General features: G+C 60.0%; 13 protein-coding genes. 5 read left to right on the top strand and 8 right to left on the bottom strand.

Annotated elements, in window-relative coordinates:
• The 4 genes from DK391_RS01705 to DK391_RS01690 all read right to left on the bottom strand — a co-directional run bounded on the left by DK391_RS01705 (position 1) and on the right by DK391_RS01690 (position 4,537).
• Positions 1 to 822, bottom strand: coding sequence for a carbohydrate ABC transporter permease (locus DK391_RS01705; RefSeq protein ID WP_109476248.1), 822 nt, complete (start codon positions 820 to 822; stop codon positions 1 to 3).
• A complete protein-coding gene (locus tag DK391_RS01700) occupies positions 819 to 1,802 on the bottom strand; it encodes a sugar ABC transporter permease (protein WP_204117268.1) in 984 nt (327 codons plus the stop codon). Before DK391_RS01700 ends, DK391_RS01705 begins: the two co-directional genes overlap by 4 nt.
• Before the next feature lie 19 nt (positions 1,803 to 1,821).
• On the bottom strand, positions 1,822 to 3,078 hold the full coding sequence (locus tag DK391_RS01695) for an ABC transporter substrate-binding protein (protein ID WP_162600641.1): 1,257 nt from the start codon (positions 3,076 to 3,078) through the stop codon (positions 1,822 to 1,824).
• Between the two features lie 214 nt (positions 3,079 to 3,292).
• The gene (locus tag DK391_RS01690) at positions 3,293 to 4,537 is read right to left on the bottom strand and encodes an MFS transporter (RefSeq protein WP_109476246.1); all 1,245 of its coding nucleotides are present in this window, start codon (positions 4,535 to 4,537) and stop codon (positions 3,293 to 3,295) included.
• Positions 4,538 to 4,647: 110 nt separating this feature from the next.
• Between DK391_RS01690 and DK391_RS01685 the strand changes: the two genes are divergently transcribed.
• Positions 4,648 to 5,529 carry a LysR substrate-binding domain-containing protein gene (locus DK391_RS01685; RefSeq protein ID WP_109476245.1) on the top strand — a complete coding sequence of 294 codons (882 nt, stop codon included), beginning with the start codon at positions 4,648 to 4,650 and terminating at the stop codon, positions 5,527 to 5,529.
• Positions 5,530 to 5,598: 69 nt separating this feature from the next.
• On the opposite strand, the gene katG is transcribed toward DK391_RS01685, so the two are convergent.
• Positions 5,599 to 7,782, bottom strand: a complete 2,184-nt coding sequence (gene katG / locus DK391_RS01680) for a catalase/peroxidase HPI (RefSeq protein WP_109476244.1) — start codon at positions 7,780 to 7,782, stop codon at positions 5,599 to 5,601.
• A gap of 46 nt (positions 7,783 to 7,828) precedes the next feature.
• Positions 7,829 to 8,098 (bottom strand): hypothetical protein, encoded by a 270-nt coding sequence (locus DK391_RS01675; protein ID WP_109476243.1) that lies wholly within the window; start codon positions 8,096 to 8,098, stop codon positions 7,829 to 7,831.
• 310 nt (positions 8,099 to 8,408) lie between these two features.
• On the opposite strand from DK391_RS01675, the gene DK391_RS01670 reads away from it, so the two are divergent.
• A complete protein-coding gene (locus DK391_RS01670; protein WP_109476242.1) occupies positions 8,409 to 9,464 on the top strand; it encodes an NAD(P)-dependent alcohol dehydrogenase in 1,056 nt (351 codons plus the stop codon).
• A 586-nt stretch (positions 9,465 to 10,050) separates the two neighbouring features.
• On the opposite strand, the gene DK391_RS01660 is transcribed toward DK391_RS01670, so the two are convergent.
• Both DK391_RS01660 and DK391_RS01655 read right to left on the bottom strand, forming a co-directional pair.
• Entirely contained in the window at positions 10,051 to 10,398 is a 348-nt protein-coding gene (locus DK391_RS01660; RefSeq protein WP_109476240.1) for a BON domain-containing protein, read from the bottom strand.
• A 271-nt stretch (positions 10,399 to 10,669) separates the two neighbouring features.
• Positions 10,670 to 11,605 (bottom strand): LysR family transcriptional regulator, encoded by a 936-nt coding sequence (locus tag DK391_RS01655; protein ID WP_109476239.1) that lies wholly within the window; start codon positions 11,603 to 11,605, stop codon positions 10,670 to 10,672.
• Positions 11,606 to 11,784: 179 nt separating this feature from the next.
• Here DK391_RS01655 and DK391_RS01650 point away from each other — a divergent pair, with 179 nt between their 5' ends.
• The 3 genes from DK391_RS01650 to DK391_RS01640 all read left to right on the top strand — a co-directional run bounded on the left by DK391_RS01650 (position 11,785) and on the right by DK391_RS01640 (position 15,582).
• Positions 11,785 to 12,924: an iron-containing alcohol dehydrogenase gene (locus DK391_RS01650; RefSeq protein ID WP_109476238.1), complete on the top strand. Its 1,140-nt coding sequence runs from the start codon at positions 11,785 to 11,787 to the stop codon at positions 12,922 to 12,924.
• A gap of 81 nt (positions 12,925 to 13,005) precedes the next feature.
• Positions 13,006 to 14,328 (top strand): MFS transporter, encoded by a 1,323-nt coding sequence (locus DK391_RS01645; protein WP_109476237.1) that lies wholly within the window; start codon positions 13,006 to 13,008, stop codon positions 14,326 to 14,328.
• A 42-nt stretch (positions 14,329 to 14,370) separates the two neighbouring features.
• Entirely contained in the window at positions 14,371 to 15,582 is a 1,212-nt protein-coding gene (locus DK391_RS01640) for an alpha-hydroxy acid oxidase (protein WP_109476236.1), read from the top strand.
• Positions 15,583 to 15,587: the final 5 nt, after the last annotated feature.

Raw genomic sequence — 15,587 nt, 5'->3', positions numbered from 1 at the left:
TTATTCCTTGCTTGCGCTGCGGCTCAGCGCACCGTTGGCGAACTGACGCTGAAACACGACGAAGACCACAAGTGGCACGATCGCAGTGATGATCGCCGCGACGGCCCGCAGATTCCAGTTGGAATCGAAGGTGCCGGCGATACGCGCGAACGCAACAGGAAGCGGGATCTGCGAGCGCAGATACAGCAGAGGCAGCAAAAGCGAATTCCAGGTCCACAGGAACTGCAAAATGCCGATGGCAAATATCGGAGCGAGCGTGTTGGGCAGTACGACATAGCCGAACATCGCAAGCGGACCGCAACCATCGATACGCGCCGCCTCGATCAGTTCGCGCGGAAACTCTTCGAGGAAGTTCTTCACCACCACGATCGACCATGCGAAAGAGAGGCCGACGTAAGGGATCAGCACCGCGAGAATGTTGTCGATCAACCCCCATTGTCGCCAAAGCTGGAAGAGCGGAATGATGACGACCTGCTGCGGCAACACGAATGCGTTGACGATGATGATCAGAATGACTCGGCGCAGAGGGAAGCGTAAAAAATGAAACGCGTACGCGGCAGCAGGTGTCAGCAACATTGTCGCGAGCGTGGCGAGGCCGGCGAGTTTCATCGATACCCAGCACGCGTCGAGCAACGGATAGTGCGACCACACGGTGCGCCACGCGTCGAGCGTCAGCGTGAACTGGCTGGTGTTCCACCAGCCGAGTACCGCTTCATCGACGGGACGAAGCGACGTGATGACAATGCCGATGATCGGCACGACCCAGATAATGGCAATGATGCTAACGAAAGCGGTCGCCCAACGCGACGAAGCGCCTTTCATCTCGCCTCCGCGGTGCGTTTGAGGATCGCCGGAATCGACACGATCAGAACCGCGATCAGCAGAATGATCGTGGCGGCTGCACCATAGCCGAGTTTGAATTGCGTCATCGACTCGCGGTACATGAAGAAGCCCAGTGTCTCGGTCGAGCGGACCGGTCCGCCATTCGTCATCACATAGATCGTGTCGAATGCGCGCAGGCTGGCGAGCAGATTGATGAAGGTCGCGATGCGCACACCCGGCAGCGACAGCGGCGCGACGATGTAACGCAGAATAGACAGGCCGCGCGCGCCGTCGATGCGAGCCGCGTCGAGAATCGCGGCGGGAATGGACTGTGTTGCCGCGAAGCACAGCATCAGCGGCAATCCGACTTGCGCCCACGAATAGGCGATCACAAGCGCGCCAAGTGCCGTCGACTGATCGCCGAGCCACGCATGCGTGAACTGGCCAAGTCCGATAGCGGTGAGCCCGGCGTTAAGCAGGCCGCCCGAATCGGGCCGGAAGATGCCGAGCCAGATGAAGCCTGTCACGGTCTCCGAGATGCCATAGGCGGAGAAAATCAGAACGCGCGGAATCAGTGTGGCTTCAGGCGCCAGTGAGCAGAGCAACGCCAGTATCCAGCCGATCCCCACCGACAATACTGTTGTCGAGATGGTCCAGATGAATGTGGTCGAAAGTGCCTGCCGGAAATTATCGTCGTGGAATAGCTGCACGTAGTTGTGCAAGCCGACGAAGCGCGCCGTGCCAAGTCCGTGAATATCGTAGAAGCTCAGGCGAATCGTATCGACAAGCGGATAGGCCACAGCAAGACCGAACAAAATTAGCACGGGCGCGATGAGCAGATACGCAGCACGCACTTCATGCCATTGAAACGCGCGCCTGCCGGCCGCCACGCGTCCCGCATCTTCAACGGCATGCGGCGCGTTTCGGGCGAAGCTGATGAACTGCGCGCAGCGATCGTCGTGCTCGTTCATTGCGTTCATGTTTCCGTGGCGTCCTGAACTACCTGTACGAATCCTTCGCCTTTGCTTCGATAGCCGCGAGCACCCTGTCGATATTCGCGTCGCTCGGGTCCTGAAGGAAATGCTGTAACTGCACGCGATACTCGTCGACCAGATCGCCAGGCAGCAGATCGCCGAGAACAAACTGCGTTCTCGACGATTTGACGGCGTTAGAGGACGCGATCGCGACCGGGCTGAGCAGTGCGTTATCCGTCTTGCTGGAGGGCGATACGAGACCGTTGCGGGCTTCGATGGCAGCCGCTTCGGCGCCTGTCACCCACGTCATGAACTGGTTCGCGGCACTCGCATTGGAACCTGACTTCAGCGCGAGGAATTCCTTGGTATCGACGCTCGTCGTGTCGTCGTGACCGAAACCCATCGACGGGAACTGGAACAGCGCGTAATCGCGGCCTTCCTTCATGCCGTAGTCGCTTTTGGCGCGGTTGTTGACCCACATGCCGATCATGTCGTAGCCGTGCGTGCCGCTCTTGAGCACTTCGTCTGCTGCGTTGTCCCACTCCGTGGCAAGCATCCGGTTGGGATCGTCGCAGCAGTGCGCCTTGAGCATTTCCGCGTACATCTGAAGCGCCATCTTCACGACGGGATCGGTCCACGCAATCTGGTGCGCGGCGAGTTTCGATGATGCTTCGACACCGCCTACGCGCAGCAACAGGGTTTCGAACCATTCGGCGTGAGCCCACGTTTTGGCGGGGATCGAGATTGGCGTAATGCCGGCGGCGCGCAGCTTGCCGAATGTGCCGAGGAACTCGCCCCACGTTTTTGGTGGCGCGCCAATGCCGGCTTTTTTCATCACGTCGGTGCGATAGAAGATGCCGCTGCGATCGCCGAACGTATACGTGACACCGTACGTGACACCCTTGTACTGGCCAAGACGCTTCCATTCATCGCTGAGATTGTCGCTCCAGCGGTACTCGTTCCACTCGGCATCCAAAGGGCGAAGCATGCCCGCGTCGGCGAGTTCAGCGCGAAACGCGGGCCAGGTGTTGATCAGAAGATCGGCTTTTTCGCCGCTCATGAGCGTGGCGCGAATAGCGCCGCGAGCGTCGCCTTGCACGGTCAGGCTGATTTCGCGGATCTTGATGGAAGGATGGCTTTTCTGGAAAGCGGACTCCATCGCGTGGACAGTGTCGGCTTCAGCGCCCGATAGCCAGTCGATGATGACGAGCTCGTTACTTGCAGCGACAGCGGAAGGGGAAAAAAGAACGGTGAAAACAGCAGCGATGAGACCGCTGGGCATGAGGCGCCGGCATACAAAGGACGGCGCTGAACTCACCCATGCCATGACGCATCTCCACTGATAACGGTCACTCGCCAGACGATCGTTTCAATTTAGTTGAAACGTTATCAACTGAACAAGGAAGGGTTTACCCGAAATCAATGATTCATCTGAAGATACGAGCAAACTCGCGCCTGTTGCGATCCGCTGGCGATTGCTCAAGACACTGCGCCGTTCACATCTCCACTGCAAGTGAGGGTGTTTCCTTGTGCCTGACGGGAGCGAAATACCAGAGCGCCGCTAGCGCCTGAACTGCAATGATTGCAAGCCATACGGTTTGATGAGCCACGATGGGGTAGTGACCATTCATGATCGGCCAGTGATTCAGCGCAGCGCCGATCGTGATCTGTGTGACGAAGATGCCGACAAAGATAACGAGCGTAAAAGCCGTGTTCACGCGACCGATCAGTCTCGCGGGGAAATGCTCGGCGAGTACCGCATAGGTCAGAATGCCCGTGCCACCCAACGCACCATAAGCGGCCCACAGCAACACCTCGGGCAGTGCCACGCGCGAAGCGAGCAGCGCTTCGATGACGACGAATGCAGCCATCGTCACGCCAGAAAAACTCTGCACGCGAATGCCACGCCGCTCGAGCGCGCGTGCGAGCGCGCCGAAGCATACGTTCCCCGCGATGAAAGCACCGCCAAGCACTGAGATGAGCGAGCCGATCCGGGATGCGTCATTCGTCATGTCCGCAGATCCCATGTCGCGCAGAAAGACGCCGACCCACAGCGATTGCATCGCGTAGAAGACGGCCTGCGTGAGCGCCGAGAATGTCGCGAGCTTCCAGAACGCGTGGCTGCGCAAGACATGCAACGTGCCCTTGAACTGGTCGAGTACGCTTGCCTTTGTCGCCGTGGCCTCCGTGGCAGGCGCGCCGAACCAGACGACGAATGCGACGCATGCCGACAGCACCGAGAGCCCGATGCTGACGGTTCGCCACGGCGCGAATGTCAGAAGCGTCGACAGCGGCGCGCCGACGACCACACCGCCCAGACCGCCGATGGCCATCACGATGCCGTTGACGAGCGTCAGTTGCGATACGGGAAAGTGTTGCGCTGTCGCCTTGAATGCGCCGCCGAGGCAGACAGATGCGCCAATACCGATCAGCAGGCGGCCCACCATCAAACCCGTCATGTCATGCGAGAGCGCAAAAAGCAAAGACCCGGCGGCAGCGAACAGCAACACGCCCGCAGTCACGCGACGCGCGCCGTAACGGTCGAGCAATACCCCTGCGGGAATCTGCGTACCCGCAAAGGCGAGAAAATAGACGCTGGTCATCGTGCCGAGATCGGTCGCTGTCAATCCCATTTCACGCGACAGGAACGGCGCAAAGCCGAGATTGACGCCGCGGAAAAGGAACGAAATGACGTAGCCGAGCGCGAAAACGGCCAGCACACGCAATCTGAGGAGACTCATACGCTGCACGATTCAGACGGAAATGGTCGGTGAGGTACCGATTATTTCGGATGAGACCGCGCCAGACCAGCGAGAGATTTGCGACGCGACTGTGAGTATAATTTGACGTCATGCCGCGTAACATTCCACCTCTGCAGGCGCTGCGAGCGCTCGAAGCCGCAGCCCGGCGACGCAGTTTCAGCCGGGCGGCGGAAGCACTGCATTTGACGCATAGCGCCATCAGCCATCATCTGCGCGGGCTCGAAGCCGAGCTTGGCGTCGAGTTGTTCAAACGTGTCGGCAGCCAGATGATCCCCACGGCCGCAGGTGCGCAACTCGCGGATCGCGTTCGTCGCAGTCTGGATGACCTGCGCGATGCCCTCGATGCCACGCAGCCCGGAATCAACCGTGTCACGCGCCTCGAAGTCAGCGTGATGGCGGATCTCGCTTCGCTATGGCTCATTCCACGTCTCGGTGATTTTCACGAACGTCATCCTGACGTCGATCTGTCGCTGCACATGCATGCCGACGTCTCGCCGCCCGATCCGTATCCCTTCGATGTCGGTATCTGGCATAGGCGGGTCGATGAACCAGGATTCCAGATTCGCAAGCTGCTCGACGATCAGGTTGTCGCGGTGTGCAGTCCGGATCTGCTCGCGCGGTATCCGAAGTTCCGTCTGGACAAGCTCGCAACCATGCCATTGCTGCGTTTCTCGCGACGCGGCTGGCGGGATTTTTTCGAGGCGGCAGGCGTATCCGGCGAGGAACCGGTGCGTGGCCCTGTGTTCGACGATGCCGGTTTGCTGCTGCAAGCCACGCTTGCCGGCCAGGGCGTGGCGACTGCGCGCCTGCAACTCGCGCGAGCTTTTATCGAGCGGGGTGAACTGGTTCAATTGGGCCAGGTGCGCATTCCTGCCGCGCTCGACTATTTCTTTACCTGGCGCGATGGTCATCCACGCGAAGACGTCATCGCACAGTTCTATCGCTGGGTGAGGGCTGAGCTCGCGAAGTAACCCGACGCGCGAGCGAGACCGGCTGCGATCTTTACGTACCGCAGCCGGCTCTTGAACAGACAGCGATGATCAGGCCAGATCGAAGCGATCGAGGTTCATCACTTTCACCCACGCGGCAACGAAATCGTGGATGAACTTGTCGTTCGCATCGTCGGATGCATACACCTCGCACAATGCGCGCAGTTGCGCGTGCGAACCGAAGACGAGATCGACGCGCGTGGCCGTCCATTTCAACTCGCCTGACTGTCGGTCGCGCCCCTCGTACACGTTGTCGGCAGATTCAAGCGGCGTCCATTGCGTGCCGATGTCGAGCAGGTTGCGGAAGAAGTCATTGCTCAACGTCTGCGGTTTGTCCGTGAACACGCCGTGTGCTTCCTCGCCCGCATGAGCATTCAGCACGCGCAATCCGCCGATCAACACGGTCATCTCGGGAGCGGTCAAGGTCAGCAACTGCGCCCGGTCGATTAGCAGATGCTCTGCCGGCACACTGCATTTGCCTTTGATGAAATTGCGGAAGCCATCGGCAAATGGTTCAAGCGCGCTGAAGGACTCGACGTCGGTCTGCGCCTGCGACGCATCCGTGCGGCCCGGTGCAAACGGCACGGTAACGGTGTGTCCAGCCGCTTTCGCCGCCTGCTCGATCCCCACGCCACCCGCGAGCACGATCAGATCGGCGAGCGATACTTTCTTCCCGCCCGATTGAGCGCCGTTGAATTCGGCCTGAATGCCTTCGAGCGTTTCGAGTACATGCGCGAGTTTTGCCGGCTCGTTGACGGCCCAGTCCTTCTGGGGTGCGAGACGAATCCGTGCGCCATTCGCGCCGCCGCGCTTGTCGGAGCCGCGGAACGTGGACGCCGAGGCCCACGCGGTCGACACCATTTGCGCGACAGACAGGCCCGACGCGAGAACCTTGCGCTTCAGCTCCGCGCTATCTGCGTCATCGATCAAAGGATGATCGACATGCGGAACCGGGTCTTGCCAGATCAATTCTTCTGCCGGTACGTCGGGGCCCAGATAGCGAGCACGCGGACCCATATCGCGATGCGTAAGCTTGAACCATGCACGTGAGAAAGCATCCGTGAATGCGTCCGGGTTTTGCATGAAGTGTCGCGAGATCTTTTCGTAGACAGGATCGACGCGCAGCGAAAGGTCGGTCGTGAGCATCGTAGGCAATAGCTTCTTCGACGGATCGTGCGCATGCGGAACCGTTGCGTCCGCACCTTTGGCGACCCATTGATGCGCACCCGCCGGGCTGCGCGTCAGTTCCCATTCGTAGCCGAACAGATTCAGGAAAAAGCCCATGCCCCAATCGATGGGCGTGTTGTTCCACGTGACTTCCAGTCCGCTCGATATGGTATCGGCGCCGGCACCCGTGCCGAAGGTGTTCTTCCAGCCGAGGCCCTGGTTTTCGAGCGCGGCAGCTTCCGGTTCCACGCCGACGTTGCTGGCGGGCGCCGCACCGTGCGTCTTGCCGAACGTATGCCCGCCCGCAATCAGCGCGACCGTTTCTTCATCGTTCATCGCCATGCGGCTGAAGGTTTCGCGTATGTCGTGCGCTGCGGCAACCGGGTCCGGGTTGCCGTCGGGGCCTTCCGGGTTCACGTAGATCAGACCCATTTGCACGGCCGCGAGCGGGTTCTCCAGATGCCGTTCGCCGCTTTTGGCATATCGAACGTCATCGCCCAGCCATGTTTTCTCGTTGCCCCAATAAACGTCCTGATCGGGTTCCCATGTATCTTCGCGGCCGCCACCATAACCGAACGTCTTGAGGCCCATGGTTTCTAGCGCGACGGTGCCAGTGAGAATCAGCAGATCCGCCCAGGAAATCTTCTGGCCATACTTCTGCTTGATGGGCCACAGCAGACGCCGCGCCTTGTCGAGGTTGACATTGTCCGGCCAGCTATTGAGTGGCGCGAATCGCTGCTGTCCGCGTCCGGCGCCGCCGCGACCGTCGCCGATGCGATACGTACCCGCGCTATGCCAGGCCATGCGGACGAAGAAGGGCCCATAGTGTCCGAAATCTGCGGGCCACCACGGCTGCGAAGTTGTCATCAGCGCGGCGAGATCCTTCTTGACCGCTGCGAGATCGAGGCTGTTGAACGCCTCGGCGTAATTGAATTCCTTGTTTAGCAGATTCGATTTGCTGGAGTGCTGGCTAAGCAGATCCAATCGTAGCTGTCGGGGCCACCAGTCGCGAATGGACGTTCCGTCGCCGGCTGTATGAGTGAACGGGCATCCTGCATCGTTTGACATGCACTATCTCCTTGGAAAGACCATTCGCCTGCGTGCGCGGTGAAGATCATCGTTCATGGGTCGCTTCGACCAGGCATTGCCATTCGCCAGAGCTTGCGCCCTTGCTGGCGTGGTCGCATTCGCATTTGCTTGTCTTGAGCAGGCGGCCGTGAGCAGGTTCTTCATCGGGCGATTGCGCACGCTGCGTTGCCAACGCACAGGCTTCTATGCGGCTCGCACCCGCACCGTGATAGGTGGTGATCGTATAGGCGTGCACGGCACTGACAGAACATGCAAGCGCTAACGCCAGACCTGCGGCAATACATGGCGACTTCATGTGCGACTCCCTGGAACACGGCTCGATCCGGAGCGAGCACAAGCTTAGGACAATTGCTGGAACGAGTCCTTCTCGCTGCGCATTCGTAGCGATTTGCAATGCATTTTGAACAACGCTTTCGAGCGCCCGTTCTCGGATCGCATCGATATTTCGCAATCGAACGTGCACCGGAACCTTACGACTGAATTGCACTAAGTTGTGTGAGGCGAGTTCTCATTGCTGCCTTGAGTACTTTGACAGGCGGTAGAGGATTCGACGTTCAATAACGCACGGAAGTGCTTCACGCATCAGCACAGGAAAGGACACGCATATGAAAGCAGCGCGCATGCACGAGTATGGAAAGCCCCTCGTCCTGGAGGATATTCCCGTTCCCGATATCAAGGCCGACGAGATCCTGGTGGAAGTACGGGCGTGTGGAATGTGCCGTTCCGACGTTCAACTCATCGACGGCTATTTCCGGAAGTACGCAGACATTCCGACGCCGATCACGCTCGGTCACGAGATCACGGGTGTGATCAGCAAGATTGGCAACATCGTGCCCGAGGCGGCCGGCTTCCACGAGGGCGACCACGTGGTCGTCGCTCCCGGTTGGGGCGATGGCATTTGCCGTCATTGCCAGATCGGCAACACGCATATTTGCCCGAACGTCCGTTGGCCGGGGTTCGGACCCGTAGGCGGGTTCGCGGAATTTTTGCCCGTTCCCGCGCGCTACCTGATCAAGGTGGACAAGCGTCTGTCGTTCGAAACGCTCGCGCCGCTCACGGACGCGGGGCTGACACCTTATCGCGGCATCAAGAAGCTGCGCGATGGCGGCGCGCTGGGTCCGGACCGGATCATGGGCGTGTTCGGCGTGGGCGGTCTCGGCGGCTATGCGGTGCAATACGCGAAGATCCTCGGCGGCGGCGCGACGGTCGTTGCATTTGCACGCAATGCGGAGAAGCTCGAAATCGCGAAACAGTATGGCGCCGATCACATCGTCGATATCAAGGGCAAGTCTTCGGCGGATATCGGCAACGAACTGAACAAGCTCGTGGGTCGACATGACCTCGATGCCGTCATCGACTGTGCTGGCGCGGAACAGATGGTGCAACTGGCGATGAGTCTGCTGTCGATCAGCGGCCACTACGTGGACGTGGGACTCGTCGGCGATCGGATCGATATGCCGCTCTTTCCGCGCGTGTCACGCGAGCAGACGCTTCAGGGTTCGTTCTGGGGCAACAACACCGACCTGACCGAGGTGATGGCGCTTGCCGCACAGGACAAGATCCGTCACACCGTGAAGACGTTCAAGTTCGAAGAACTCAACGACTATATCGACCGCTTGCGAGTGGGCGAGATCGTTGGCCGGGCGGTGATGAAATTCTGACCGCAGGCGATGAATATCGATTGACGGTCTTGCGCCTGGCATCGACAAGTGCTGCAATGGTTGCCGTGCATCATGCCGGATGAACGGCAACCGCACATTGTCAATGCCCGTCCGTTCTTTCAGAGGGGGCTTGTATGCGTCGCCTTCTTCGCATCGTCACGGTCTCATGCTGGGCGTTATCGTTGCCCGCATTTGCGCAGACGGATCAAGCACCTTCCTCATCGCCGGCTTCTCAGGCCGCGACTGCCGATGCAAAAAGGTCGGACAGAGCCCTGGCACGCGACGTTCGCCGCGCCCTCGGAAGCACGCGCGGCATCGACGCTCAAGGCGTTCGGGTCACGGCAGGACACGGGGCGATTACGCTGAGCGGAACGGTCCGGACGCTTGACGAGATGAACACGGCGGAACGCGTGGCACGAAGCGTTCGCGGCGTGCAGTCGGTCTCGAACAAACTGACGCTTTTCCGGGGCGAGGGTGGATAGGCCCGAGCAGTTCGAGCGCGGCAATCGTGATCGTACAAGCTACGGCGGCGTTGCTATGCATCAGCGCCATTGCAACGCCGCGCCGTTTCGCGATCAGCGTTCAATCAGCCGTTACCGCCATGAAACAGCGAAAGCTTGTTCGTCACCGACGTCACGCCCTGAACCGACTTGGTGATTTCTTCCGCCTGCTGGATCTGCTCGCCGCTCTTGACCGTGCCGCTCAACGTCACAGCACCGCCGCGCGCACGTACGAATACACCTGATACATCGAAGCCTTGCGCCTTCGCCAGAGCACGACGTACGGACTTGCCGAGAGCACGATCGGCCGGTGTCGCTTTCTTCGACATGGGCGCGGGTGCAGCACTGGTTGTATCGCTAGCCTGCGCATGACACGCGATCGACACAGTCATCGAAACGCTTACCAGTAAGGCGCGCAGCAAGTTTCTGTTCATATCGACCTCCGCTTGGGGTTAAACGGAGCGCACCTTGCAGGCTTCGCCACGTGCACTCCGGACAGCTTTCGTATTATGTGCGATTACGAGAACAGTGTCAGGTCAAGGTATCACACACTGTTCGCAATGATCCGTTATACACGATGCAAGGCAGGATCATGTCGTGCGTGATTGTCGGATTACATGCGTCGCGTAGTCTTTTTCGATAGCACGATAATTGTGCGCGGCAACGGTTCTGCCTGTCGCCATCGCGGGCCATCGAGACCGCGATTCACGCGTCGCCATGCTGCTTCTCCGTCAATGCGCCGATCAGAAGACGCGCGCCTGGCGAGAGCGGTGCGCCCCTGCGCGTGACCAGTTCATAAGGTTCACTTTGCGATGAAAGCTTGAGCGGAAGGCTGCGCGTCATGCGTTGACTGGAAAAGAACTGCGCGACGTCGATCGATACCAGTGCGACGAACGAAGGGTTGCTCTGCAAAAGCGTGAGCGTGGCGAAAATCGATGTGGTTTCGAGCAGATGCAACGGAAAGCGGATGCCGGCATCGCGAAACTCGCGCTCCCATAGCAGCCGCATCGGCATGTTCGCGCGATACACCACCCAGCGGTATTCGGCGAGCTGTTTGAGCGTCACCTTTTTCGCCGTTCCGAGCGGATGCTGGACGTTGGCGATCACGGCCAATGTCTCGTCCTGAAGCTTGATGCTTTCGTAGAGGTCCGGCGTCTGGCTGATGGTCGTGCGGCAGATGGCGAGATCGAGTCTGCCGGCATCGATCTGGCTCAACAGCGTCGCACTCGTGTCCTCGACGATTTCAACCGACATTTCCGGGTGCTGCTCGACGAGTGCCGTGATGGCTTCCGTCAGCAGCGGCACAGCGCCCATGATGACGCCCACCGCCACGCGTCCGCCGTGGCCGCGCAGGATGCCGACGATTTCCTCGCGCAGATGAGCGACGTCGGTGTGAATCAGCCTCGCATAGCGGATCACGCAGTGGCCGACTTCGTTCGGCTCCAGGCCGCGATTCGTGCGATTGAACAGCGCGGTGCCAAACGTGGTTTCGATTTCCTGCAGTGCCTTGCTGGCGCCCGGCTGCGTCAGCGCCACCTGCTTCGCCGCCTTGAGCAACGACCCATGATCGCCTAGCGCAATCAGCAGCCTCATCTGCTTGAGGTGCAGGCGCGACACGATGGAATTCAGCGACGGTGTCATTCTGGATTGAGTAAAAGTTATATCAGTATCAAATGCTCTCAATTTCGGCATGCCGCGAAGCTCCCTATACTCGATCGCAACAGGCCTTTTATTGATTGAAATTCTAGTAGCGGCGGCAGGTTTTCATGCGTTGATCTGCGTCGTCGCAATCGTTTCAACTATAACGGAATCTCATTTCCATGTCTCTCATCACCTATATCACGCACATTCAGTTCGAGCCTGGCGCGGTGCGTCTGCTGAAGCAGGAATGTGAACGCGTTGGTATCCGGCGTCCGCTGATCGTGACGGACAAGGGCATCATGGCAGCGGGTATCGTCGATACCGTGCTGAATGCATTGGGGGAGGGTGTATCCGTCGCCCTTTACGACGGCACGCCGCCCAATCCCAATGAAGGCGCCGTGCGCGAGGCCGTGGCCGCGTATCACAAGGGCGATTGCGACGGCATCATCGCCGTGGGAGGCGGTTCGTCGATCGATCTCGCGAAGGGCGTGGCAGTCTGCGCGACGCACGATGGTCCGCTCAAGAGCTTCGCCGTGATCGAAGGCGGTGCTGCGCGTATCACGGCAAAGACGGCGCCCGTCATCGCCGTGCCGACGACAGCGGGAACAGGTAGCGAAGTAGGCCGCGGCGCGATCCTCATTCTCGACGACGGCCGCAAGGTCGGTGTGATTTCGCCGTTCGTGGTGCCGAAGGCCGCGATCTGCGATCCCGATCTGACGCTGGGTCTGCCGCCCGTGCTGACGGCGGCCACGGGTATGGATGCCATTGCGCATTGCCTCGAAACATTCATGTCACCGGCATTCAACCCGCCTGCCGATGGCATCGCACTCGATGGCTTGTGGCGCGCATGGACGCATATCGAACGCGCAACGCGCGAGCCGGGAGACCGCGTCGCGCGCATGAACATGATGAGTGCGTCGATGCAAGGCGCGCTGGCCTTCCAGAAGGGCCTTGGTTGCGTGCACAGCTTGAGCCATTCGCTCGGCGGCATCAATCCACGTCTTCATCACGGCACGCTCAATGCGATTTTCTTGCCGGCCGTGATCGAGTTCAACAAGGAATCCGCGTCGATGCGCGACGAAAACAAGCTCGACCGCATTGCGCAGGCGATTCGCGTGGGCAGCGGCGCTGAAGTGGCCGCGTCGCTCAAAACCCTGACGAAGCGTCTCGGCTTGCCGACGCGTCTCGAAGAACTGGGCGTTACGCGCGAGATGTTCCCCGCAATCATTCAGGGCGCACTCAAGGATCACAGCCACAAGACGAATCCGCGTATCGCATCTGAGGACGACTATCGCGCGATGCTGGAGGCGTCGTTCTGATGCGTCGCTTCGGGCGACGCATATCAGCATTTCATAGGCCGCACAGATGGCCATGGACAAAAAGCAAACGGAGACATATCCATGCAAGCGAGCAAAAAGCTTCGACGCATTCAACGCGTTTCGATTTTCTTTCTGACACTGGCCGGCTGTATCAACTATCTCGACCGCAGCGCGCTTTCCGTCGCGAACAGCATGATCCGCGGCGAGATGGGACTGACGGCGTCGCAGATGGGCATGCTGCTGTCGGCCTTTTCATTGGCGTACGCATTTTGCCAGTTGCCCGTGGGCGTGATGCTCGACAGATTCGGCGCACGCCTCATGCTGGGTGCGGGCATGCTCGCGTGGTCCGTTGCGCAGCTGTGCGCGGGTTTTGTCGGCAACATCCAGCAGTTCTTCATTGCGCGTGTGTGTCTTGGCATTGGCGAAGCACCGCAATTTCCGGCTGGCGCGAAAGTCATCGGCGAATGGTTCGCTGTGCGTGATCGTGGCACACCGACCGGCATCTTCGTTGCATCGAGCACGATCGGACCGGCACTTGCGCCACCTATCCTGACGGGCCTGATGCTTGCGCTCGGTTGGCGCCAGATGTTCATCGCAACGGGCGTGCTGGGGATGCTGGTCGCGCTCGGCTGGTATGCGGCCTATCGCAATCGCAATGAAGTGCAGCTCACACGTGAAGAAGACGCATATCTCGATCAGGACAGCGCCGAACAGACGAGTGCGAAGCCGTTGAGCGCCGCGCAGTGGCGCAACCTGTTCAGCCAGCGCACGACATGGGGCATGCTGTTCGGCTTCATGGGCGTCATCTACATGGTGTGGCTCTATCTGACGTGGCTTCCCGCGTATCTCGAACATGAGCGCGGCATGAGCGTTGCGCGCACCGGTTGGGTCGTGTCGATTCCGTACTTCGTGGGCACTATCGGCATGCTGAGCAGCGGCTATATCGCCGACAAGCTGTTTCGCCGCGGCATGGCGCCCATTATGAGCCGCAAATGGCCGATCACGGTTGGTCTTGTCGGCGCGGCGCTGTTCACGGTGCCGGCGGCGTTGACGCCTTCTGCGTCGCTTGCCGTCGTCTATATCTCGCTGGCGATGTTCTTCATCAACATGGCTTCGGGCGGTGCGTGGTCGCTGGTCAGCATCGCGGCGCCCCGGCATGTGGTCGCGTCGCTGGGTGGTATCCAGAACTTTGGCGGCTTTCTCGCCGGCTCGGCTGCGCCCGTGATTACGGGCGTCGTGGTGGACCGCACGCATTCTTTCGTGAATGCACTGATCGTCAGCGCGGTCATCGCGTTGCTTTCCGCGCTTGCTTACCTTTTCATGGTGCGCCATCCGGTCGTCATTGAGGAGAGCGCCGCCGACTTCACGGCTTCGTCGCTCGCCCCAGCGCGACAGGCTGAATGACGCAGGTACACGATTTGATTCTGGTCAGTATCAGGGATTCGTATGTCACTCATCACCTGCGTTGAAGATCTGCGCGTGCTTGCCAAAAAGCGCGTGCCCAAAGCGTTTTACGACTACGTCGACAGTGGGTCGTATTCGGAGTCCACCTATCGCGAGAACAGCGCGGCCTTCCAGGCGCTCAAGCTGCAGCAGCGCGTTGCCGTCAATGTCGAAGGTCGCAGTACGGCGAGCACGATGGCCGGCCACGACGTGGCGATGCCTGTCGCCATCGCGCCGACGGGTCTGGCGGGCATGCAGTGGGCCAACGGCGAAATACTCGGCGCGCGAGCGGCGCAGCGCTTCGGCGTGCCGTTCACGCTGTCCACCGTGAGTATCTGTTCGATCGAAGACGTTGCACGCGCAACATCGGTGCCGTTCTGGTTCCAGCTTTACGTGATGCGCGACCGCGGCTTCAATGCGTCGCTGATCGAAAGGGCGAAGCGTGCGGGCTGCTCGGCACTCGTCGTGACATTGGATCTGCAGATCAACGGCCAGCGTCACAAGGACATCAAGAACGGCATGACGGTGCCGCCGCGCCTGACGATGAGCAACGTGCTCGACTTCGCGTCGAAGCCCGGCTGGATGTTGCGCGCGATGTCGGGCGCGAAGACTTTCGGCAATCTCTCAGGACATATCAAGGGCGGCGACGATGTCATCGCAATCAGCAAGTGGGTTGCATCGCAGTTCGATCCGACGCTGAGCTGGAACGACATCGCCGCGATCAGGCAGCAATGGGACGGCAAGCTGATCCTTAAAGGCATTCTGAGCGCCGACGATGCACGCGTTGCTGCATCGGTTGGCGCGGACGCCATTGTCGTGAGCAATCACGGCGGGCGGCAACTGGACGGCGCGCCATCGACGGTCGAAGCATTGCCCGCGATTGTCGACGCCGTTGGCGATGAAGTCGAAGTGTGGATGGACGGCGGCATTCGCAGCGGACAGGACGTCATGAAAGCATTGGCGCTGGGCGCAAAAGGCACGATGGTAGGCCGCGCGTTCATGTATGCGCTCGGCGCGATGGGCGAAGCGGGCGTGACACGGATGCTGGAGATCCTGCAAAGCGAACTGGACGTCAGCATGGCGCTATCCGGTGTACGGCGCATCGATGAAATCGGCCGGCACACTCTTTTTCAGGGCGGATCGAATGCTTCAACGTTGCGCGCCCGGCGCGCTGCAATCGAAACAATCGAACCCGCTGTTCCTGCATTGATCTAGTGGAG

This window comes from Paraburkholderia sp. C35 (assembly GCF_003121405.1).
GTDB lineage: Bacteria > Pseudomonadota > Gammaproteobacteria > Burkholderiales > Burkholderiaceae > Paraburkholderia.
The sequence above is the reverse complement of the archived record's forward strand: the minus strand, read 5'-3'. Positions and strand labels throughout refer to the sequence as shown.